Here is a 21166-nt window from a genome sequence, read left to right on the forward strand (position 1 = left end):
CTGGAGGTGCTCAAGACAAGCTTGGGCGCGCGCGGCCCTTGCTAGCGATCAGCTGACAGCGGCTAACCCCAGTGGCCGCTAGCCGGCCTGCGTTATGAGCGCACCACCAGAGGCACCAGACCCTCATGACGGTGATCGAGATAACACACAACACGGTCGCCAATGCGCTCGAAGATGAGATCGACTTTCGCCTCGCCAATAGCCAGGTGGCGGATAACGATGTTGTCGATGCCGATAGGCAGCCGCGGGCGTTCCACAGTGATCTCGCGTTTCCAGCCGTCAACCCGAATGCCCAGGCAAGCCTGCAGCATCATGAAAGCGGAGCCAGCCGACCAGGCCTGCGGCAGACAAGCGACCGGGTAGGCCACCGGTGAATCGCTGGCCGCACGCGTAAAGCCGCAGAACAGCTCTGGCAGCCGCATGTTGAAACGGACCGCCGCCTCGAACATACCGCTCATCAGCTTCACGACGCTGTCGCGCTCGTGATAGCGGGCGAGCCCGGAGGCGCAGAGCGCGGTGTCGTGCGGCCAGATCGAGCCATTATGATATGACATAGGGTTGAATGGAATCTCGTCGTCGGCCAGTGTGCGAACGCCCCAACCGCTATGGAGATGACCAGAGAGCAGCTGGGTGGCGACTGACTGAGCCCGTTCCGCCGCCGGCAGCCCGACATAAAGCAGGTGACCGGCATTGGACGTGCGAACCGCGCATTGCTTGCCTTGTCCGTCGATTGCCAAAGCATAGAAATCGCGATCCGGCATCCAGAAATGCGTCTCCACTGCCTGACGGATCCTCTCTGCCAGGGCGCTCCAGTGCGCCGCCTTTGCGTCTTCGCCGCGCCTGGCGGCCAGCGCCGCCATCCCTTGATATGCGGCGAAGGCATAACCTTGCACCTCGACCAATGCGATCGGTCCTTTGGGGATCGTGCCGTCGGCATGGAAGATGGCATCGGAACTGTCCTTCCAGCCTTGGTTGAACAGACCCGTGTCGGCCGCCCTGTTGTAGGTTACAAAGCCATCCCCGTTGCGGGCTCCGACCTCTTCCATCCACGCAGTGGCAGCGCCCAGCGAGTTCCACATGCGATCGACGAATGCCTCGTCTCCGGTGCGATCGGCGTAGGACGAAGCCAGGTAGACATAGAGTGGCGTGGTGTCGACGCCGCCATAGTAGCGGCCGAACGGCAGTTCGCGCAGCACGGCCATTTCCCCCTTGCGGGTTTCATGCATGATTTTGCCAGGCTCGGCATCGTCGAATACAGAGGTCTCGGTCGATTGATAATGGGCAAGGAAGGCCAGGACCCCACGAGCAAGGTCCGGATTAAGCCAAAGCATCTGCAAGGCGGAAATGACGCCGTCGCGGCCGAAAGCCGTCGAAAACCAAGGGATGCCGGCATACGGGTATGGCCCGGTCTCCAGATCGGTCGTCAGCAGCGCGATGTCGGCGCGCGTGCGTGTCAGCCAGTCATTGAACACGCGCCCGGAGCTGAAGACGGTGGCGCCCTGCCGGCGCTTTGAGCGCATGGCGAAGCGGGCTCGCGCAGCGGCCGCGCGAAAGCGGTCGCTGGAGGGGGTTTCTTCGCTGTGGCCGACCTCCAGGTACAATGCTCTGCTGTCACGCTTTGCCACGACAATGAGGAAATCCGCGTGATCGGGGTGCACCTGATCGGGCTTGATCGAGAATGCGATCGCCGATTGACGAGCCACATTGTCGAGGCCTTCATATCGGAACGTTACGCTCGCCTCGCCGACCAGTGCGTCATGCGCGCGACCGCGGCGGCTACGCATAGTGCCGCGCACCTCGAACATGTCACGGAAATCGGCGTCGAAGTCGAGCCGGACCGGCAGAACCACCTCGCGCGCGGAGTAGTTGGTGAACTTGATGCGTTCGAACATGCGGTCCTGCCAGATGAACCGCGTCCGATCGACGTGGACGACGCCCGGCAATGCTTCGCTGCCATTCGGCCCGATAGTGGCTAGATTGGTGAGATTGGCGGTGAATAGGATGTTGTCCTGCGACAGCGAGGCGCCGAGCAGCGACGGCATCCGGCCGCCAATGAACAGACGGAAGCGCGACAATACACGCGTGTCGTCGCGGAAAAGCCCGTCGCCGGTGCCGCGTATGTCGCCGTAGCTGTCTGCGACGACGAAGCAATCCTCGTGTTTCAGCGCAAATTGCCGATGCGGCTCGCGCGGTGCCGTTTCGTCGATTGCCGGCAGCGCCACGGCTGGATCAATCTTGCGGTCTTCGAGTTGAGTGGTCATGGTAACCCCCTCCCGTTCAGAAGCGAACAAGGCGGCTCAGGCGCTGATCCGGGCAGCCGAGCCGTCGCCTTGCTCGGTCAGGTAGACATAGTCATCATTGCGGCATTTTTAGCGCGCTTGTTTTGAGAACCAAGTGCTTTCGTTATGACGTCCGAGAGCGAGCCATAGATCGCCACGTAGTCGCGGCACATGCGCTCAACCGTGAATCGCTCTTCAAAAGTCCGTCGCACCCGTGCACGATCGATGCCGTTTATCCGCCGTACCGCGTCCACAGCTCCGTCGAGCGTGTCGACGATCAACCCGGACACACCATCGTCGATGACCTCCGGAACGGCGCCGCGTCTAAACGCTATCACAGGCGTGCCACAGGCCATCGCCTCAATGGTTACGAGTCCGAAGGGTTCCGGCCAGTCAATAGGGAACAAAAGCGCTGCCGCATTGCCCAAAAAGTCTGCTTTTTGCCGTTCGTCGATCTCGCCGATGAATTCCACGTTGGAATTTCGAAGCACCTTGGGTTCGACCCTCTCTTTCCAATATGATTGGTCTACCTTGTCGATCTTGGCGGCAATCTTCAGCGGCATTCCGGTACGCGCTGCGATTTCAATTGCTGTTTCCGGCCCCTTTTCCGGTGAGATGCGGCCGAGGAAGGCGAGATAGCCCGAGGCTTTCGGGCGAAAAGGGAGAAGATCGCGAGGCAGACCGTGATACACCGTTCCGATCCAATGGACAGGCGGCATGGGCCAGCGTTGATCGTAAGAAATCGAAACCAGCGGAATGTCATCAAACATCGCATAAAGCTGCGCCAAATCCGGGAGGTCGAGCCGTCCATGAAGTGTCGTAACGGTTCGCTCGGCAAAGTCCCGGACTACGGGGAAGTGGAGAATATCGATGTGAAAATGCAGCACGTCGAATTCATCGGCCCGCCTGCGCACCTGTTCAAGCATCATCACGTGCTGGGGAATATCGTGCCGGACCCTGGGATTCAGGCGCAATGCAATATCGCAACACGGTACCAATTCGGCAGAGGTGCGTGAATCACCGCTGGCGAACAAGGTTACATCATGCCCCTGCCGAACAAGCTCCTCAGTCAGATATGAAACTATTCGCTCGGTCCCGCCATAGGTCCGCGGCGGCACGGCTTCGGTAAGGGGGGCGATCTGGGCAATTTTCATCTGCAACACTTCTCGAAAGTGAAGGTCACCCTTCAAAAAGCTCCGACGGCAATCCCCTTCCTCGCGTTCATTGCGGTGCGGTCCTCCTCGCCAACTCTCGAAGCGCCGATATGTTCCCGGCGGGAACAATCGCCGAGTCAGGGGAGTTCAAGCAGATGGACCAAAAGGAGAACCAGGATGGTTACGAAGCTTCAGGACACAAAAGCCGTCAAGGGATCGAGCGACGAGCATGGCGGCAACCGCGGCGGCAATCAGGAGAAGAAGGACAAGCCGCAAAAGAGCAGCCAGGCTGCCGGCAAGGATCCAAACCGCGGCGAGGACTGAACGATGCCTGCCCCGCAGGCGAACCGTAATGGCTGCGATCCCCGACCATCCATAGGAGTGACACCATGACAAAGACCAACTCGTCTACGAAAGCCGAGCATCCTGTATCGGGAAAGAGGGCAAGCGGCAGCGACAAGGCCAAGGAACCGGCCAAGGGCGGCGCCCAAGCCAGGAACGCCCAGGAATGGGGCGGCGGATCGAAAGCGTCAAAGGGCAAGATCACCCGGGCAGACCGGGAAAACCCCAATTCGAGCCAGCGCAGCTAAGCTTTGCATTCATCTAATCAGTCGGCGCGGATTTCGAACTGCTTGGACGGGATGGGTTCGGATTGGGGTGGTTCGGATTAGAGGCCCATCTCGCCTGTCGTTTGCCCCTTCGACGTTGCAATTCGAAAATGATCGAAGGCCCCGTGCCACAGCGCCGGCAATTGCGGCCTTGACGCGATGTGCATTAGGTCGTTTGTTGCGGGCGGGAGTGCCACGGGAGGAAACCATGGAAGTCACCCTGGGGGCGGATAGCCTCGCAGCGCGGTTCCACGTTTTCACGCCAATGACCGGCGAAGGCTCCCGCGCATGAATTCCGGAGCGATCCTCGAAGCAGCGGGATTGACTAAGGAATTTGGGGGTTTCGTCGCTGTCAGCAATGTCAACCTGACAGTCGAGCGAGGATCGATCCACGCGCTGATCGGGCCCAACGGCGCAGGCAAGACGACCCTCTTCAACTTGCTGACCAAATTCCTCCAGCCGACGCGCGGCGCGATCCGTTACCAAGGCCGCGACATCACCAGGATGCAGCCGGCCGACATCGCGCGGCTGGGCCTTGTGCGCTCCTTCCAGATATCGGCGGTGTTTCCGCACATGACGGCACTCGAGAATGTCCGCATCGCGCTGCAGCGCCGGCGCGGCGACAGTTTCGATTTCTGGCGTTCCGAGAAAGTGCTCTCCAAGCTCAATAGCGAGGGTGCGGCTCTTCTCGCCGATGTCGGCCTGACCGAGTTTTCAGATATCCGCGCCAGCGATCTGTCCTACGGCCGCAAACGCGCGCTTGAGATCGCGACGACGCTGGCGCTGAACCCTGAAATGCTGCTCCTCGACGAGCCTATGGCCGGCATGGCGCAAGAAGACATCGAGCGCATCTCGGCGCTGATCCGGCGCATCTCCAAGAACCGCACCATTTTGATGGTTGAGCATAATCTTTCGGTCGTAGCCTCGCTGTCGAACCGCATCACCGTGCTCGCGCGCGGCAAAGTCCTCGCCGAAGGCGACTATGCCGCGGTTTCCAAAGATTCGCGCGTTATCGAAGCCTATATCGGGGCCGGACATGGTTGAAGTTGAACTGACGAGCAGGCCGGCTCCTGCCCCCTCGGCGAGACCGCTGCTGCGCGTCGATGGCCTGCAGGGCTGGTACGGCGAGAGCCATGTGCTTCACGGCGTGAGTTTCGAGATTGGCGAAGGCGAAGTGGTGACACTTCTCGGCCGCAACGGCGCCGGCAAGACGACGACGCTGAAGGCAGTCATGGGCATCCTTTCCAGGCGCTCGGGCTCGGTCACCTATGACGGCCGCGAGACGATCAAGCTGCCGTCGCGGTTGATCGCACAGATGGGCATCGCCTACTGCCCAGAGGAACGCGCGATCTTTTCCAGCCTTTCGGTCGAGGAGAATTTGATGCTGCCGCCGCAGGTGCGCCCCGGTGGGCTCAGCGTCGAGCAGATTTTCGAGCTTTTCCCGAACCTGAAGGAGCGGCTTTCGAGCCAAGGCACCAAGCTTTCGGGCGGCGAACAGCAGATGCTCGCCATCGGCCGGATCTTGCGGACGGGCGCGAAGCTTTTGCTGCTCGATGAGCCGACCGAAGGGCTTGCGCCCGTCATCGTGCAGCAGATCGGCCGCACCATTGCCCGGCTCAAGGACGAGGGATTCACGATCGTGCTCGTTGAACAGAATTTTCATTTCGCCGCGTCGGTCGCGGACCGTCACTACGTGGTCGAACAGGGGCGCGTGATCGACACGATCCCCAATGACGAACTCGACGCCAACATCGACAAACTGCACGCCTATCTCGGTGTCTGAGGCAATCATCAACGGCGCGTTGCGCCGCAATCGGAGGAGAGTAGCGATGAAAAAAATGGGGTTTATTCTGGCTTCGCTGACGAGCCTGCTGATGGCCGGCACGGCCCACGCCACGGATGTCAAGATCGGCGTTCTGAATGACCGTTCCGGCATCTATGCGGACATCGCCGGTGAAGGTTCGGTCATCGCGGCCCAGATGGCGGCGGAAGACTTCAAGGCGGCGGACAAGGGCATCAACGTGTCGATCGTCTCCGCCGACCACCAGAACAAGCCGGACGTCGGCTCGAACATCGCCCGCCAGTGGTACGACACTGAAAATGTCGATGTAATCGCCGACGTGCCAACCTCGTCGGTGGCGCTCGCCGTCAACGAGATCACCAAGGAGAAGAACAAGATCTTCCTCGCCTCGGGTCCGGCCTCGTCCGACCTCACCGGCAAAGCATGTTCGCCCAACACCGTCCACTGGACCTACGACACCTGGGCGCTTGCCAACGGCACGGGCTCGGCCATGGTCGCAGAAGGCGGCGATAGCTGGTTCTTCGTCACGGCAGACTACGCCTTCGGCCACGCGCTCGAGCGCGATACGTCGGCGGTCGTCGAAGCATCGGGCGGCAAGGTTCTCGGCGCTGTCCGTCATCCTTTCCCCGGCCAGGATTTCTCGTCCTTCCTGCTGCAGGCGCAAGGGTCGGGTGCCAAGGTCGTCGGCCTCGCAAATGCCGGCGGCGACACGATCAACGCGGTCAAGCAGGCGTCGGAATTCGGCATCACGCAGGGTGGCCAGGCGCTCGCCGCTCTGCTGATGTTCATCAATGACGTGCATGCGCTTGGCCTCGACGTGGCGCAAGGCCTCGTGCTCACCAGCGCGTTCTACTGGGACAAGGACGATCAAACGCGGGCATTCTCTGCCCGCTTCCAGGAGCGGAATGCCGGACAAAAGCCTTCGATGATCGAGGCGGGAGTCTACGCTTCGGTCCTGCATTACCTTAAAGCCGTCGAGGCCGTTGGTGACAAGGATGCGGCCAAGGTGATGGCCAAGATGAAGGAAATGCCGACCGACGATCCGCTGTTCGGCAAGGGTACGATCCGCGCCGACGGGCGCAAGCTGCACGACATGTATCTGTTCCGCGTCAAGAAGCCGGACCAGTCGAAGGGGCCATGGGATTATTTCGAGACGGTGGCCACCATTCCGGCCGACAAGGCGTTCCGCCCGCTCGCCGAAGGCGGCTGTTCGCTCGTTAAATAAGCAGCCCTCGCCAACGACGCGCCGAACCGCTCGGCGCGTCGTTGCGTCGACAAGTCAGCTGGAGCGACCATGTTCGAACTGCTTGGAATTCCGCCGCAGGTCCTGTTCGGCCAGTTGCTGCTCGGGCTGATCAATGGGTCCTTCTACGCGGTTCTGAGCCTCGGGCTGGCGGTCATCTTCGGTCTCTTGAACATCATCAATTTCACGCATGGCGCGCAGTACATGCTGGGCGCCTTCGGCGCTTGGATGCTGCTCAACTATCTCGGCGTCGGTTACTGGTGGGCTGTGTTCATCGTTCCGCCGATCGTCGGCGTCACCGGGATCGTGCTCGAGCGCGTGCTGATCCGACGGCTCTATCACCTAGACCATCTCTACGGACTGCTTCTCACTTTTGGCCTGGCGCTGATAATCGTCGGCTTCTTCCGCCAGTTTTTCGGCGTATCTGGCCTGCCTTACCCGCCGCCGCCGCTTTTGACCGGCGGGCATAATCTCGGTTTCATGTACCTGCCCAATTCGCGCGCCTGGGTGATTGTGGCTTCCCTGATCGTGTGCCTCGCGACCTGGTTCATCATCGAAAAGACCCGGCTTGGCGCCTATCTGAGGGCAGCGACCGAGAACCCGACGATGGTCGGCGCGTTCGGCATCAACGTGCCGCTGCTGGTCACGCTCACATATGGCTTCGGCGTCGCACTCGCGGGTTTCGCCGGCGTGCTCGCCGCGCCGATATACGCAGTCAATCCGAACATGGGGGCAGACCTGATCATTGTCGTCTTCGCCGTCGTCGTCATCGGCGGCATGGGCTCAATCCTGGGCTCGATCCTCACCGGCTTTGGGCTTGGGTTGATCGAGGGCCTGACCCGCGTGTTCTATCCGGAAGGCTCGGCCGTGGTGATCTTTGTCATCATGGCGCTCGTGCTGCTCGTCAAACCCGCCGGTCTGTTTGGGCGGAGTGTGTGATGGCAACCGACACCAACCCGATCGCTATGGCGACCATCACGTCCGTTGGCGCCGCGGGCATGCCCCGTCATCACCTTGCGATCTTCGCCGCGCTTTTCGTCTTCCTCATCGCCGCGCCATTTCTGCTCTATCCGATCTTTGTCATGAAGGTGCTGTGCTTCGCGCTGTTTGCCTGCGCCTTCAACCTGTTGCTCGGCTTTGGTGGCCTCCTGTCCTTCGGCCACGCAGCCTATTTCGGCATGGCAAGCTACGTCTCGGCCCATGCGGCAAAGGTGTGGGGTCTGACGCCTGAACTTGCCATTATCGCGGGCACGCTGGTGGCAGCCGTGCTCGGTCTCGCCATCGGTTCCCTCGCCATTCGCCGCCACGGCATCTATTTCGCCATGGTGACACTGGCTTTTGCGCAGATGATCTATTTCTTCTCGCTGCAGGCGGCGTTTACCGGCGGCGAGGACGGCATCCAGGCCGTGCCGCGCGGCCACCTGTTCGGGCTAATCGACCTGCGATCGAGCGAAGTTCTCTATTTCTTCGTGCTCGCCGTCTTCTTCGCCGGCATATTGCTGATCTACCGGATTATCCATTCGCCGTTTGGACAGGTGTTGAAGGCGATCCGCGAGAACGAGCCCCGCGCGATCTCGCTGGGCTATCGGGTCAACCGCTACAAGCTCGCCGTATTCGTGCTGTCGGCCACGCTCGCCGGCGTCGCCGGTGCAACCAAAGCAATCGTGTTCCAATTGGCGTCGCTTACCGACGTCTACTGGACCATGTCCGGCGAGGTCGTGCTGATGACGCTCTTGGGCGGCATGGGCACAGTGTTCGGACCGATCGTCGGCGCGGCAGTCATCGTCACGATGCAGAACTACCTCGCGACATTCGGCGACTGGGTCACCATCGGCCAGGGCATCATCTTCGTTGTCGCGGTGCTGTCGTTCCGGGAGGGCATCGTTGGCGTCCTGGCAAAATGGATCCGGAAGCCGCTCTGAACGAGCATGAGGCCGAAATTTCGGATCATCAACGGTCGACTTCGAGAAGTCGACTCACAACGACGTTTGAGCGTCAGGTTCGGCCAAGTTAGCCGCAGCGGATGCGGGCGACAGCGGCCTCAACTGTGCAGATTCCTCATCGGATGTGACAACCAGCAATTCGGGCTGTTACGAAAATTCAACTCTGGGTCTTCCCAGGTGCGCCTGTTGACGTCGTAATCCGCAGGCACGCACCCTATCTACGCCGCATGAACGACATCACGAACAGACGCGCGCTTCTGCTCGTCAATCCAAAGGCGCGACGCGGGCAGGAATCTATCGCACCGGTCGTCGAGCGGCTGGAGGCCGGTGGGCTCCGCGTCAGCGTCGAGACGTTTGAGGCGCTGCCCGAGATAGCACGCGATATCGTGCGCCTTCGCCATAGGGCCGACCTCGTGATCGTGTGCGGCGGCGATGGCTCGGTGTCCTCGGCGGCGGTCGCGGTTATGGAAAGCCGGCTGCCGATGGGTATCATTCCGATGGGGACGGCGAACGATCTGGCGCGCACCCTCGAAATACCGTTGGATTTGGGGAAGGCGGCCGACGTGATCGTAGAGGGCGGACGACGTCTGATCGACATCGGAACCGTCAATGGTCACGCTTTCTTCAACGTTGCGAGCATCGGCCTCAGCACCGACCTTGCGCAGGGTCTCGATCCGGCGCTGAAGAAGCGTTTCGGCAGGTTTGGCTATGCCTTGGCGGCCATGAAAGTGTTGACCAAGGCCCGCCTCTTCGAAGCAAGGATTACCGAAAAGGGCGTAGCGACCGAAGTCAAGACCTACCAGATTGCAGTCGGCAACGGCCGCCACTATGGCGGCGGCAACATCGTCGAGGAGACGGCGGAGATCGATGACGGTCATCTCGACCTGTACAGCCTGGAAATGACGAACCTCTGGAAAATGGCGCTTATGCTGCGCTCGTTCCGCTCAGGCACGCATGGCGCCTGGAGCGAGGTTCGCACAGCGAGATGCGTCGAGTTTGACATCGAGACGAAAAGGCCGATGCCGGTGAACACTGATGGGGAGATCGTCACCTCGACCCCGGCGCATTTCAAGGTCCACCCGAAGGCGATTTCGGTGTTCGCGCCTGCTGGCGCGCGCATACAGCCCAGCACAAAGGTGCTTGATGATGCGGTCAGCGCAAGCGGGTAGACTGGCGATCAAGCGCGCGTCGAATAAACCCAACCGCCTGCGGACATCTCTCGATCAGGAGCCTCTGGAACAAGGACGCGGGCTGATCGGGCAACAGCAATTGTCGTCAGCGAGAACACGCCGCAAAGCCGCTAACTTTCGTCTCAAAGCCTTTATTCCAGACGCAAAAAGCCCGCCGCACCTTTCGGCGCTGCGGATGAGCGCGACCGACTAAAACTTGTCCGAGAGTGTCTGACGCAGACGATCCATCAGAAATTGTTCATTATCTCCGGGATCGTCGACGAGGCAGCCGGCGCCATGACAACCCTGGTAGCTGCCGTGCTCGTCAAAGTTGGGTTCACCCTCCTTGTCAAACTGGGAGTATTGTCGACAGCCCTATCCGGGTCGTCGCCCATGCAGCCGACGCCCTGGCAACCATTGTAGCCGCTGGTCACGGCCTGCAGGCCCCCACCCCGGTAACAATAGGCTGCAATATGGAACGGTCGCCTGGCCCCTACATAGCCTTCGGACACGTCTTTGATCATTGCTTGAGGAACGCGCCCGTGTAGGTCTGGCCGGCAAGCCTAACGGTTCCGGCCAGGGTTCTGTCGGGCCGCATGACAAAACTGACGTCTGCGCCATTCGGTAGGCGCTCAAGCTTCAACGTACTCCCCACAATTCTTCCAGCGCCGGCGGCCTCTCCCGGATGGTTGTCGCCCAGAGTTCCCCACGCATAGGTAACCGTCACCTTCCCATTGGAAGAAATCGTCTGAACAGCAAGTATGGCGTCATACCTCCCATCCAATCGTCCGGCCCATAGACCCGAAAAAACAGCATACTTTGACGGAACGGCCTTGTCAGGCGGAGTGACTGCCACGGATTGATGCATAATTGCTGAGCCGGAGGGAACAGCCGCAGGATCCGAGGTAGTTTGGGCGGGAATGGTACCAAGTTCTAATGCAGGTTCGGGAGTGGGTTGCGGCGCTTCAGGAGCCGATTGGCACGCGGTTATGGCAAGCGCCGCGAAGCCAAGCATTGCGTTGCACAATCGGCGTGCCATCTTCTGGTGCCCCGGCCATCTCTAGATCTAGCGCAGGCTAACCTTATCGCGCGTTTTCACGACCTCTGTCTACCCAAGGTCTCTCGTACAACAGCGGCTCGTCGAAGAACGTGCAGCGGTCGTAAGTGAACGCCTCCCTTCGTCGCCCAATAGCCGCCTGTGCGATAGCAAATGTTTTTAATTCAAACATTTACGCCAGCATTTCGATCTATTTTCTAGGTTTTGGCTTTCGGCCACAGATGCCTTAAGCTGCTATCGACGCAGCCGCTGCCGTCTCGTCCGCGACGCCATCCACCATCACATGACCGATGCCCCGCGAGCAGCGCTCGATCCGCGCCTCGACGCGGTACACGTCACGCAAAAGCGCCGGGGTGACAACATCTTCCGGCGTGCCGCAGGCGATCATCCGGCCCTCGGCAATCACGATGCATTTGTCAGCGAAGCGCAGGGCCTGGTTGAGGTCGTGAATTGCGATCAACACCGCAATCCCGTGCTTGCGCGCAAGCCCGCGCATAAAGCTCAGCACCTCGACCTGCCGGTGCAAGTCAAGCGCGGACGTCGGCTCGTCCATGAGCAGGATTTCCGGTTCGCGGGCGAGGGTCTGGGCGATGCTCACCACCTGCCTTTGCCCCCCGCTCAATTCTCCGACATTGCGAAAGGCAAGATCCGAGATGCTGAGCGCGGCCAGGATGCCGTCTATGAGTGCGAGGTCGCCATCGCTAACCGACCAGGCAGAGCCCTGCTTGCGGGCGAGCAGGATCGATTCATAGACGGTCAGCACCGCGTTGGCTGCCGTATCCTGCGGCATGTAGCAGATGCCGTCCGGTCCCTTCGCCGCTCCCTCGAGGCAGACGCGCCCCGGGCCTTTCAAGAGTCCTGCGATGCGCTTGAACAGCGTTGACTTGCCCGCTGCGTTGGGCCCGATAACGGCGACTACCTCGCCACCTCGGAAAATGGGAGTTGAAACGTCCGAAAGGACGAGCCGCGTCCCGTGGAAGGCTCCGAGACCATCGAGCCTGATCGTCACCATGAGCGCCTCACATTCGAGAGGATCAGCGAGATGAAGAAGGGAATGCCGATAAGCGAGGTGACGATGCCGATCGGGAAGATCGTGCCTGGAATGAGCGACTTGCTGGCAACCGAACTTGCCGAAAGGATGAGGGCGCCAGCAAGCGCTGAAGCGGGCAGGAAGAAGCGTTGATCTTCCCCGATCAGCATGCGGGCGATGTGCGGACCGACGAGCCCGATGAAGCCGATGGTGCCGACGAAGGCGACGGGAATGGCAGCAAGCAGGCTCACCATCATCATGGTTTCGAGCCTCAGGCGTGCGACCTTGACCCCAAAGCTCGCGGCCTTGTCTTCGCCTAGCCGCAACGCCGTCAGTGCCCAGGCGCGGCGCGCGAATATCGGCAGCGTTGCGATAAGGATGAGGCTGGTGATGATGAGCTTGGGCCAGGTGGCCTTGGTGAGGCTTCCCATCGTCCAGAACACGACCGCGGCGAGCGCCTGCTCCGAGGAAAGATACGCGACGAGCGACAGCAGCGCATTGAAGGTGAAGACGAGCGCGATGCCGAGAAGCACGATGGTTTCGACCGTCACGCCGCGCTTGAGACTCAGCAGGTGGATGACGAGCGCGGTCAGCATCGCCACCACGAAGGCGTTGAGCGGCACGACATATTCGATCGCGGCGGGGATGAGCGCGACGCCGAAGGCGAGCGCGAGCGCGGCGCCGAAGCTGGCCGCCGCCGAAATGCCGAGCGTGAAGGGGCTGGCGAGCGGATTATTGAGGATGGTCTGCATCTGTGCACCGGCGACCGACAGTGCTGCGCCAACGACCACGGCCATCAGCGCGATGGGAAGCCGAATTTCCCACAGTACGACGCGCACCTGAAGGGGCACGCTGGCGGGAGAAACGAGCGCGAGCACCACCTGGTCGAGGCTGTAGCTGGCAGGGCCGAGCGCAAGATCGACGCAAAGACTCAGGAGCAGCGCCAGGGCGAGCCCTGCGAGCATGAGCTGCTTGCGCAGAACAAGTGCGCGGTAGAGGCCGCGCCCTTTCTTGGCAGACAGTGTAGCGGGTTCACTGCTCATCGGAGAGCGAGACCCAATGGCCAGGCCTGTATTCGACCGGCAGGAACTTCTCGTGCAACTCCTTGAAGGTGGCCTTAGCATCCAGATCGCCGAACAGGTCGGGATGCAGCCACTTGGCCATCTGCTGGATGGCGACGAACTGATAGGGGCTGTTGTAGAACTGGTGCCAGATGGCGTGGATCCGCCCGTTCTCCACCGCCTTGATGCCGGTGAGGGCGGACCGCTCCGTCAGGCCCTTGAGTTTCTTCAGTGCTGCCGCTTCGTCCGCGCCGGGACCGACGCCGACCCATTTGCCACCCGGCACATAAGCCTCCCAGTTACCGCCCGTAACAATCACCTGGTCGGGATCGCTCGCGATGATCTGTTCGGGATTGAGCGCACCAAAAGTGCCCGGGATCAGATCCGCCGCGATATTCCGGCCGCCGGCCATCTCGACGAACTTGCCGAAATTGTCGTTGCCGAAGCTCATGCAGCAGTCATCGGAATAGCCCCCGGCGCGCTCGACGAAGACGGTTGGGCGCTTTGGATCCTTCTCTGCGATCACCTCGGTGACGCGCGCGATCTGCGCGGCGCGGTAGGCGATGAACTCCTCGGCCCGCTTTTCCTGGCCAAAGAGCTTGCCGATGAGGCGCATGCTCGGCTCGGTGTTGGTGAAGGGATGCTCGCGGAAATCGACATAGACCACCGGAATGCCAACGGCGGCGAGCTTTTCGATATATTGCGCGTCCTCCGTTGCCTGCTTGGACTCGATGTTCATGATCATCACGTCCGGCTGAAGCGCGATGGCCTGCTCGATGTCGAAGGTGCCGTCCTTGAAACCGCCGAAGGTCGGGATCGTAGCCATCGAGGGGAATTTTTCCAGATAGACGGCGTAATTGTCGGGATCGGCCTGGGAGAAATCCTCGCGCCAGCCAACGATTCGCTTGAAGGGGTTGTCGGTATCGAGCGCGGCGATCAGGTAGATTTGCCGGCCTTCGCCGAGGATGACCTTCTCGACCGGCGTCTTCACTTCGACCTTACGGCCACTAATGTCGGTGACGGTCTCGGCGCGCGCGCCGAGGGTAAGCGGCATGAAGGCCGCGAGGGCGACCGCGGCCGCAAATATCGACTTCAAAATCATTGTGCTCTCGCAATTCAGTTTGTGCCCACCCCGCTTAGAAAACGTGAATTGTCTAATCAAGTATTATCTTTTAGAGCAATTCCAATGTACCGCTTTTGGAGAGAGCGTTTCGGGCAATGACGGCTCACGCAAACTATTCGCTGCGCGACGAAATTCGGGACTATTGGTCCGATCGCGCCGAGACGTTCGACCTGCAGGTCGGCCACGAGATTTTTTCCGAGCGCGAGCGCGCTGCCTGGCATGCGCTCATAAGCAGGCACCTTGGGCCTGGCGCCGGGCGGGCGGCTCTGGATCTTGCCTGTGGGACAGGCGTCATTTCGCATCTGATGCACGATCTAACCTTTGTGGTGACAGGCCTCGACTGGTCGGAAGCCATGCTCGCCAAGGCGCGCGCCAAGGCACAAAAACGCGGCGCCGATATCCGCTTCATCCTGAGGGATGCTGAACGGACGCTCGAGGACAGGGCGAGCTACGATGTCATCGTCACCCGTCACCTGGTCTGGACGTTGGTGGATCCGAAAACGGCCTTTGCCGAATGGTTCTCGCTGCTGAAGCCCGGCGGCAAGCTGCTGATCATCGACGGCGATTTCGTCAGCCGCAACTGGGCGATGGATTTGCGGGAACTTTGGGAGAAGCTCACGGCCGGCAAGTCCTGGGTCGCGGACAATGACAGCGCCTCCATGGCCAGACGCCATCAGAGCATTCTTGCTCGTATCTATTTCTCGGGCGGCGCACGGGCGGAAGAGATAGCGCGCTTGCTGGCCGAAGCCGGGTTGGAGCAGCCTGTCGTCGACTGGAAACTGGGCGCGATCCATCGCGCTCAGTCTCGACAGATGAGTTGGCCCAAGGCGCTCGAACGCGTCACTCAACATCGCTTCGCGATCTGCGCGACAAAGCCGCAGTAAACGCCTCGGCGCTGCCGGCGTCGGGATGGCGCGGGCGGCGGCACGACTGCGAATAGCTGCCGGTCTGCGGTCAGCTCAGATGCGCCACCGAGTATTATTTCTTGTGACTGGCGTCCTGCAAGATCATTTCCGATGCCTTCTCCGCGATCATCACCACTGGAGAGTTGGTGTTGCCGGAAACGATCGTCGGCATAATCGAAGCGTCGACGACGCGCAGGCCAGAAATGCCGTGCACCCGCAGCCGGCCGTCGACCACCGCCATCGAATCTGCGCCCATCTTGCAGGTGCCGACCGGGTGGAAAATCGTAGTGCCGATATCGCCGGCCTTGCGGACGAGATCTTCGTCGCTTTCATATTGTGTACCGGGCAGCATTTCCTCAGGCGCGAAACGGGCAACGGCGCGCGCCTTCATCAAGCGGCGGACATGGCGAAGCGAGGCTACGGCGACGGTCCTGTCTCCCTCGGTAGACAAATAGTTCGGCCGGATCTTCGGGGCAGTCGGCGGATCGGGTGCCTCTATGTGGACGGTGCCGCGGCTTTCCGGTCTGAGGTTGCAGACCGAAACCGTGACCGCGGGGAAGCGATGCAGCGGCTCGCCCAGCCGGTCAGTGCTCAACGGCTGGACATGGTATTCGAGATCGGGCGTTTCCAGGCGTGGGTGGCTTCTGGCGAAGATGCCAAGCTGGCTCGGCGCCATCGACAGCGGTCCGGTGCGACGAATAGCGTATTCGACGCCCATGGCCGCGCGGCTGAACAGATTGTGGTAGCGCTGGTTCAGCGTCGAGGCATTGGCGACCTTGAAGACTGTGCGGATCTGCAGATGGTCCTGCAGGTTCTCGCCGACGCCTTCCAGCGCGTGGCGAACCGGGATTCCTGCTGCACCAAGCACGTCGGGTCGGCCGACGCCGGAAAGCTCGAGCAGCTTCGGCGAATTGATCGCGCCAGCGGCAAGTATCGTCTCGCCTGCCCGCGCACGATGCAGTTGACCGCCCATTCGGAAAATAACACCAGTGACGCAAGCTCCGTCGAAATTTAGCTTCTCGGTCTCGGCGCCGGTCACGACGCGCAAATTCGGCCGCCGCAGCACGCTGCGCAGGAACGCTTTCGAGGTATTCCAGCGCACGCCGTTCCGCTGGTTGACCTCGAAATACCCGGACCCCTCGTTGGTCCCGCCATTGAAATCCTCCGTCCGGGGGATGCCGAGTTCCTCGGCAGCATCGCGGAAGGCATCCAGGATTGGCCAGGACAGGCGCTGGCGCTCGACGCGCCATTCGCCACCGGCGCCATGAAGGTGGTTGGCGCCGCCAAAATGGTCCTCGGACTTGCGGAAATACGGAAGCACGTCATCCCAGCCCCAACCAAGATTTCCGGCTTGCCGCCAGCCGTCATAGTCGGCCGCCTGGCCGCGCATGTAGATCATGCCGTTGATCGACGAGCAGCCGCCCAGAAGCTTGCCGCGCGGATACTTGAGCGCACGACCGTTCAGCCCGGCTTCCGGCTCGGTCTTCATCAGCCAATCGGTGCGCGGGTTGCCCATGCAGTAGAGATAGCCGATGGGAATGTCGACCCAGTGATAGCGGTCGCTGCCGCCGGCCTCCAGAAGCAGCACGCGCATGGCTGGATTGGCCGACAGTCTGTTGGCCAGCACGCAGCCGGCTGAACCTGCGCCAACGATGATGAAGTCGTATTGTCCAAAATCGGCAGCGGTCTGTGTCAATTGGACGTCCGTTCGCTTGCCATCCTGTCCCATAGCGGACCCATGGCCTGGTTGATTTCGCCATACAGCCGATAGCGCTGCTCATAGACCGGTGCGATCTCGCTATTGGGCTGGTAGCAGCGGTCGGGCGCGGTCATCGCGGCCGCGCCTGAAGAGAAGTCGGCAAACAGGCCGACGCCTGTCCCGGCTGCAATTGCAGCTCCCAGCGCACCAGTCTCGCGGCTGCGCGCTACCGTCACCGGGACGTCCAGCACATCGGCGAATATCTGCGGCCAAATGGCGCTGCGCGAGCCGCCGCCCGAAAGAACCGCCTGACTGACGGTCGCTCCCGCTCGGCGCAGCGTCTCGACATGGCGCCGGTGTTCGAAGACGACCCCCTCGAACAGTGCGCGCAGCATATGCGCCCGCGTATGCCAGCCGGCGATGCCGTAGAAACCTGCACGCGCCTTGCCATTCTGCTGCGAGCCGTAAAGGAATGGGTGGTAGATCGGCATGTCTCCCGCGGGACCGACGGAAGCAACAAGCTCGCTGCAGATCTCGAACGGCGATGCGCCTGCCGGCGGCGCATGCTCGAAGAACTCACGGACGATCCATTCGAGATTTGCGGCCGAAGTGGCGCTCGATTCGATGGCGAGATAACGCACCGGATCGAACGTCGACAGCATGAAGATCGACGGATCGCGGATCGGCTCTTCGGTGATAACCTGGTTGATGCTCCAGGTGCCGGCAATGATGGAGGCGGCGCCGGTGCTGGTGACGCCCGAACCAATGGCGCTGGCGACGACGTCGAACAGACCCGCCACCACAGGCGTGCCCGCCCGAAGGCCGGTGGCTGCGGCGACATCGCGGGTGATATGGCCGGCGATGTCGGAGGCCTCCAGCACGTTCGGCAGCAGTTCCATGCAATCGTCGAGCCCGTAGGCGGCCAGCAACTCACGCTCGTAGCGTCGGCCGGGCATGTGCAAAAGCCCGCAGCCCGACATATCCGAGGTCTCGGTCGAGCGCGCTCCGGTGAGGCGGTTGACGACAAAATCCTTGCACAGGAAGACGGTGCCTATTCGGGCAAAAAGCGCCGGATCATGGCGCCTGAGCCACGCCAGCAGAGTCGGCGTCTGCGCCGCCCAGGGCCGTTGCAGGCAGTGGACATAGGTCTGGTCGCCAACGCCTGCGGCCGCCCATTCGCTCACGATGCCGATGCCGCGGGTGTCGAGCGACTGGATGCCGAGCAGCGGGTCGCCGGCGCGGTCCAGCGCGTAGAGCCCGTTGCCGTGGCCGGCGCAGCCGATCACCGCGATGTCGCGGGGATCGATGCCCGACTGGTCGAGGCACTGACTGATGACCTCGACGGCGTTGCGCCACAATTCGCCGAGGTCCCGCTCGACATGGCCGGGCTTTGGCATGCAGGAGTGGCCGTCCCGAGCGGCAAGCGCGAGTTCGCGACCTGCCGTGTCGAAGATGATGGCCTTGATGACGGTGTTGCCCGCATCAAGACCCAGAATGTATTGCTGCATTGAAGCGCCTCCCAAGCTACCAAGGTTTATTCTTGTTGGTAGAGCTCCCAAGCTGCAGCGCCGTCCGCATTCTCATGGATGATCGCCATCAATCCTCTCACGACGGCACGAGGGTTGGAATGCTGGTATATGTTGCGGCCATAGACCATGCCTGCCGCGCCTTGTGCCATCAGCGCCGCCGACTTGTCGAAGACGGCGCGCAAATCCTCCCTGCCCCCACCGCGCACCAGGACAGGACAGCGCGCCGCCGCCACGACCCGGTGGAAGTCGTTCGGATCGGTGGTCGGGTCCGCCTTGATGATGTCGGCGCCCATCTCGCTTGCGAGCCGGGTCAGGGTGACGATCTTTTCTGGGTCGCCGTCGACCATGTAGCCTCCGCGCTCCGAGTTGGGCAGCATCGCCAGCGGCTCGATCATCAGCGGCAGGCCGTATCTTTCGCAGTCGGCGCGAACGCGGGCAATGTTGTGGACGCATTGCCGGAACAGGTCCGGCTCATCGGGCAGCATGAATAGATTGACGACCACGCAGGCCGCGTCCATCTCCAGCGCGCCGATCAGTGGCTCGGCTTCGTTCTGCAGGATGGCCCACATCGAGCGATGGCGGGTTTTGTTATATGGATTGCCCATATCTATGCGCATGACCAATGCCGGCTTGTCCTTGCCAGGCAAGGACTGCAGCAGATCGGCCTGGCCATAATTCATCTGAATGGCGTCCGGTCCCGCGGCAACCAGCTGGGCGACGACGCCGGCCATATCCTCGAGCCCTTCCAGAAACGACGGCTCGTTGCACACGCCATGGTCGATTGCGACGTCGAGACAGCGCGCTCCCCCGAACAACCGGTTCATGCGGACTTTCTTGTTGATGCGCATTCGGCGCTCCTTCCTTGGTCTTTTTGGGATAGCTGGTCGAGATCGACGCCGTGCCGGTGTTGCAGCAGGGCAAGGAAATCGGTGCGCTCGAATGCCTTGCGCGCGGCGTCCCAGTTTTTTTCGACAGCGAGAATATCGAGAACCGCATCGAGAAGGTCGGCCGACAGAGCACCGGTGATGGCGATTGTCGTGCGGCGAAGCAGCAGGTCGTCCAGCTGCTCGACATATTCATTGGCGATGAGATATCGAATCTCCCGGGCCGAGTAGTCGCTGCCGGGCAAGAGCTCGTCATGTCCCGCTGCCATATAGGCGGCGACGGCATCCGCCGCGGTTCCGTAGCGCTCGAAGAGGCTGCGCATGCGGTCAAGCGACAGGCTGTGCGTCGCCGCGCGTTCTGCGCACCATTTTGCAGGGGCAGTGGGAAAATCCCGGCCGCCGCCGATCGGCATGTTTTCGGTGCCGACGACGCGCTGTCGGCGCAATCGCTCGAGCACGATATCTGCTGCCAGTTCGCCGAACGATCGGAAGGTGGTCCATTTCCCGCCGATCATGCAGAGCGTCGGCGGCAGTATACCGGCGCCCTCGACCAGTTCGCAGAAATGATCGCGGGGAATGCGCCCGGTAAAACTGTCTTGGCTTATCGGCAGCGGCCTCACCCCGGTGAACTGAAAGACGATGTCGGCATCAGTGATCTCGATCCCGGGAAACACGAATGACAGGGACTGCAGGATATATTGCCGCTCGTCATCCACGCAGCGCGCCTGGTCGGGATCGTCGACACGGATGTCCGTCGAGCCGACCAGCACGTTGCCGAGATAGGGGAACAGGATGCAGATCCGGCCGTCCTCGTTCTCGTAATAGATCATGTGACCGTCGAGCGCGTCATGAAGTTCGCGATTGTCGACGATCAGATGCGAACCTTTGGTGCCGCCCATAAGCTTCGGCGCAATGGCTCCGATCGCCGAATTGGTCAGGTCGATCCAGCCGCCTGTGGCATTGACGACGAGCCGCGGCTTCACGGCTAACGTTTCGCCAGAAAGTCGGTCATTAAGCACCAGGGTCGCGTCATCGAGCGATACGCGTGCATAGTTGAGCGCTCGAGCGGACGGCTTTTGGTTCATGGTGTCGCGCAGCATCTCGGTCCCCAACCGCTCGGGGTGGCTGACCCAGGCATCATAGTATGTCGCCGAATTGCGAATAGCAGGATTGATTGCAGGCCAGACCTTGAGTGTTTCGGCTCGGCTCCTGAATTTATGCTTCGGGACGATACGCCGTGCGGCGGTGAAGAAATCATACATCGCCAGGCCGGTCTTGATGACCAAAGCGCCGCGCCGGCCCGGACGACGGCTTAGCCCAAGGAAGCGAAATGCGCCATTTGCGATGCCTGACAACAGGTCGAAGATAGGCACCGTGGTTGGCAGTGGCGCAACGTAGTGCGGCGCGTTCTTCAACAGCCGATCGCGTTCGAGCAGAGATTCGCGCACCAGCTTGAACTCGCCGTTTTCAAGATAACGCAAGCCGCCATGAACCATGCGCGAGAGGGCCGCGCTGGCGCCGGAACAATAATCGCCCTTTTCCGCGAGCAGCACATCAACGCCCTGCAAAGCGAGTTCGCGAAACACGCTGATGCCGTTAATGCCGCCGCCTATGACGAGCACGTCGACATCGGGGTTCTCGCGCAAGCCGGCGATCGTCTGGATGCGATTCATCTCAAGAT

At 61.3% G+C, this 21166-nt stretch carries 18 protein-coding genes; 9 read left to right on the forward strand and 9 right to left on the reverse strand.

Going from position 1 to position 21166, the window contains the following annotated elements; genetic code table 11:
- Positions 1-92: 92 nt before the first annotated feature.
- Entirely contained in the window at positions 93-2261 is a 2169-nt protein-coding gene (locus ACWTU7_RS02440; protein WP_455837580.1) for an amylo-alpha-1,6-glucosidase, read from the reverse strand.
- Between the two features lie 77 nt (positions 2262-2338).
- The gene (locus tag ACWTU7_RS02445; protein WP_455837581.1) at positions 2339-3433 is read right to left on the reverse strand and encodes a glycosyltransferase family 4 protein; all 1095 of its coding nucleotides are present in this window, start codon (positions 3431-3433) and stop codon (positions 2339-2341) included.
- Positions 3434-3610: 177 nt separating this feature from the next.
- On the opposite strand from ACWTU7_RS02445, the gene ACWTU7_RS02450 reads away from it, so the two are divergent.
- The 8 genes from ACWTU7_RS02450 (at position 3611) to ACWTU7_RS02485 (ending at position 10197) form a co-directional block, all read left to right on the forward strand.
- Positions 3611-3757: a hypothetical protein gene (locus tag ACWTU7_RS02450; RefSeq protein WP_164759765.1), complete on the forward strand. Its 147-nt coding sequence runs from the start codon at positions 3611-3613 to the stop codon at positions 3755-3757.
- 65 nt (positions 3758-3822) lie between these two features.
- Positions 3823-4023, forward strand: coding sequence for a hypothetical protein (locus ACWTU7_RS02455; protein ID WP_455837582.1), 201 nt, complete (start codon positions 3823-3825; stop codon positions 4021-4023).
- Positions 4024-4329: 306 nt separating this feature from the next.
- On the forward strand, positions 4330-5085 hold the full coding sequence (locus ACWTU7_RS02460; protein WP_455837583.1) for an ABC transporter ATP-binding protein: 756 nt from the start codon (positions 4330-4332) through the stop codon (positions 5083-5085).
- Complete coding sequence (locus ACWTU7_RS02465; RefSeq protein WP_095519874.1) at positions 5078-5824, forward strand: ABC transporter ATP-binding protein; 747 nt, start codon at positions 5078-5080, stop codon at positions 5822-5824. Before ACWTU7_RS02460 ends, ACWTU7_RS02465 begins: the two co-directional genes overlap by 8 nt.
- Before the next feature lie 55 nt (positions 5825-5879).
- A complete protein-coding gene (locus ACWTU7_RS02470) occupies positions 5880-7067 on the forward strand; it encodes an ABC transporter substrate-binding protein (protein WP_240992870.1) in 1188 nt (395 codons plus the stop codon).
- Between the two features lie 69 nt (positions 7068-7136).
- Entirely contained in the window at positions 7137-8024 is an 888-nt protein-coding gene (locus tag ACWTU7_RS02475) for a branched-chain amino acid ABC transporter permease (protein WP_029355907.1), read from the forward strand.
- On the forward strand, positions 8024-9007 hold the full coding sequence (locus tag ACWTU7_RS02480) for a branched-chain amino acid ABC transporter permease (RefSeq protein WP_082982332.1): 984 nt from the start codon (positions 8024-8026) through the stop codon (positions 9005-9007). The genes ACWTU7_RS02475 and ACWTU7_RS02480 overlap by 1 nt, the downstream gene beginning before the upstream one ends.
- Positions 9008-9255: 248 nt before the next feature.
- Positions 9256-10197, forward strand: coding sequence for a lipid kinase (locus ACWTU7_RS02485; protein WP_455837584.1), 942 nt, complete (start codon positions 9256-9258; stop codon positions 10195-10197).
- A gap of 1283 nt (positions 10198-11480) precedes the next feature.
- Here ACWTU7_RS02485 and ACWTU7_RS02490 read toward each other — a convergent pair.
- From ACWTU7_RS02490 to ACWTU7_RS02500, 3 genes are read right to left on the reverse strand one after another with little or no spacing between them, the layout of a single operon-like run.
- The gene (locus ACWTU7_RS02490; RefSeq protein ID WP_455837585.1) at positions 11481-12266 is read right to left on the reverse strand and encodes an ABC transporter ATP-binding protein; all 786 of its coding nucleotides are present in this window, start codon (positions 12264-12266) and stop codon (positions 11481-11483) included.
- Positions 12260-13327, reverse strand: coding sequence for a FecCD family ABC transporter permease (locus tag ACWTU7_RS02495; protein WP_455837586.1), 1068 nt, complete (start codon positions 13325-13327; stop codon positions 12260-12262). The genes ACWTU7_RS02490 and ACWTU7_RS02495 overlap by 7 nt, the downstream gene beginning before the upstream one ends.
- Entirely contained in the window at positions 13317-14399 is a 1083-nt protein-coding gene (locus ACWTU7_RS02500) for an ABC transporter substrate-binding protein (RefSeq protein WP_455837637.1), read from the reverse strand. The genes ACWTU7_RS02495 and ACWTU7_RS02500 overlap by 11 nt, the downstream gene beginning before the upstream one ends.
- Positions 14400-14563: 164 nt before the next feature.
- On the opposite strand from ACWTU7_RS02500, the gene ACWTU7_RS02505 reads away from it, so the two are divergent.
- A complete protein-coding gene (locus tag ACWTU7_RS02505; protein WP_455837587.1) occupies positions 14564-15352 on the forward strand; it encodes a class I SAM-dependent methyltransferase in 789 nt (262 codons plus the stop codon).
- 94 nt (positions 15353-15446) lie between these two features.
- On the opposite strand, the gene ACWTU7_RS02510 is transcribed toward ACWTU7_RS02505, so the two are convergent.
- From ACWTU7_RS02510 to ACWTU7_RS02525, 4 genes are read right to left on the reverse strand one after another with little or no spacing between them, the layout of a single operon-like run.
- Positions 15447-17069, reverse strand: a complete 1623-nt coding sequence (locus ACWTU7_RS02510) for a GMC family oxidoreductase (protein ID WP_455837588.1) — start codon at positions 17067-17069, stop codon at positions 15447-15449.
- On the reverse strand, positions 17066-18580 hold the full coding sequence (locus ACWTU7_RS02515) for an FGGY-family carbohydrate kinase (RefSeq protein WP_455837589.1): 1515 nt from the start codon (positions 18578-18580) through the stop codon (positions 17066-17068). The genes ACWTU7_RS02510 and ACWTU7_RS02515 overlap by 4 nt, the downstream gene beginning before the upstream one ends.
- Before the next feature lie 26 nt (positions 18581-18606).
- Positions 18607-19449 (reverse strand): class I fructose-bisphosphate aldolase, encoded by an 843-nt coding sequence (locus ACWTU7_RS02520; RefSeq protein ID WP_077381191.1) that lies wholly within the window; start codon positions 19447-19449, stop codon positions 18607-18609.
- The gene (locus ACWTU7_RS02525) at positions 19422-21158 is read right to left on the reverse strand and encodes an FAD-dependent oxidoreductase (protein ID WP_455837590.1); all 1737 of its coding nucleotides are present in this window, start codon (positions 21156-21158) and stop codon (positions 19422-19424) included. Before ACWTU7_RS02525 ends, ACWTU7_RS02520 begins: the two co-directional genes overlap by 28 nt.
- Between the last annotated feature and the right edge of the window lie 8 nt (positions 21159-21166).

This window comes from Mesorhizobium sp. BHscii (genome assembly GCF_053848065.1).

Excerpts from the sequence above, each read along its gene's own strand:
- ACWTU7_RS02525 (WP_455837590.1), bottom strand. The coding sequence starts at position 21,158 with ATGAATCGCATCCAGACGATCGCCGGCTTGCGCGAGAACCCCGATGTC.
- ACWTU7_RS02450 (WP_164759765.1), top strand. The coding sequence starts at position 3,611 with ATGGTTACGAAGCTTCAGGACACAAAAGCCGTCAAGGGATCGAGCGAC.
- ACWTU7_RS02470 (WP_240992870.1), top strand. The coding sequence starts at position 5,880 with ATGGGGTTTATTCTGGCTTCGCTGACGAGCCTGCTGATGGCCGGCACG.
- ACWTU7_RS02500 (WP_455837637.1), bottom strand. The coding sequence starts at position 14,399 with ATGCCGCTTACCCTCGGCGCGCGCGCCGAGACCGTCACCGACATTAGT.
- ACWTU7_RS02440 (WP_455837580.1), bottom strand. The coding sequence starts at position 2,261 with ATGACCACTCAACTCGAAGACCGCAAGATTGATCCAGCCGTGGCGCTG.
- ACWTU7_RS02505 (WP_455837587.1), top strand. The coding sequence starts at position 14,564 with ATGACGGCTCACGCAAACTATTCGCTGCGCGACGAAATTCGGGACTAT.
- ACWTU7_RS02490 (WP_455837585.1), bottom strand. The coding sequence starts at position 12,266 with ATGGTGACGATCAGGCTCGATGGTCTCGGAGCCTTCCACGGGACGCGG.
- ACWTU7_RS02465 (WP_095519874.1), top strand. The coding sequence starts at position 5,078 with ATGGTTGAAGTTGAACTGACGAGCAGGCCGGCTCCTGCCCCCTCGGCG.
- ACWTU7_RS02445 (WP_455837581.1), bottom strand. The coding sequence starts at position 3,433 with ATGAAAATTGCCCAGATCGCCCCCCTTACCGAAGCCGTGCCGCCGCGG.
- ACWTU7_RS02480 (WP_082982332.1), top strand. The coding sequence starts at position 8,024 with ATGGCAACCGACACCAACCCGATCGCTATGGCGACCATCACGTCCGTT.
- ACWTU7_RS02485 (WP_455837584.1), top strand. The coding sequence starts at position 9,256 with ATGAACGACATCACGAACAGACGCGCGCTTCTGCTCGTCAATCCAAAG.
- ACWTU7_RS02495 (WP_455837586.1), bottom strand. The coding sequence starts at position 13,327 with ATGAGCAGTGAACCCGCTACACTGTCTGCCAAGAAAGGGCGCGGCCTC.
- ACWTU7_RS02515 (WP_455837589.1), bottom strand. The coding sequence starts at position 18,580 with ATGCAGCAATACATTCTGGGTCTTGATGCGGGCAACACCGTCATCAAG.
- ACWTU7_RS02520 (WP_077381191.1), bottom strand. The coding sequence starts at position 19,449 with ATGCGCATCAACAAGAAAGTCCGCATGAACCGGTTGTTCGGGGGAGCG.
- ACWTU7_RS02475 (WP_029355907.1), top strand. The coding sequence starts at position 7,137 with ATGTTCGAACTGCTTGGAATTCCGCCGCAGGTCCTGTTCGGCCAGTTG.
- ACWTU7_RS02460 (WP_455837583.1), top strand. The coding sequence starts at position 4,330 with ATGAATTCCGGAGCGATCCTCGAAGCAGCGGGATTGACTAAGGAATTT.
- ACWTU7_RS02455 (WP_455837582.1), top strand. The coding sequence starts at position 3,823 with ATGACAAAGACCAACTCGTCTACGAAAGCCGAGCATCCTGTATCGGGA.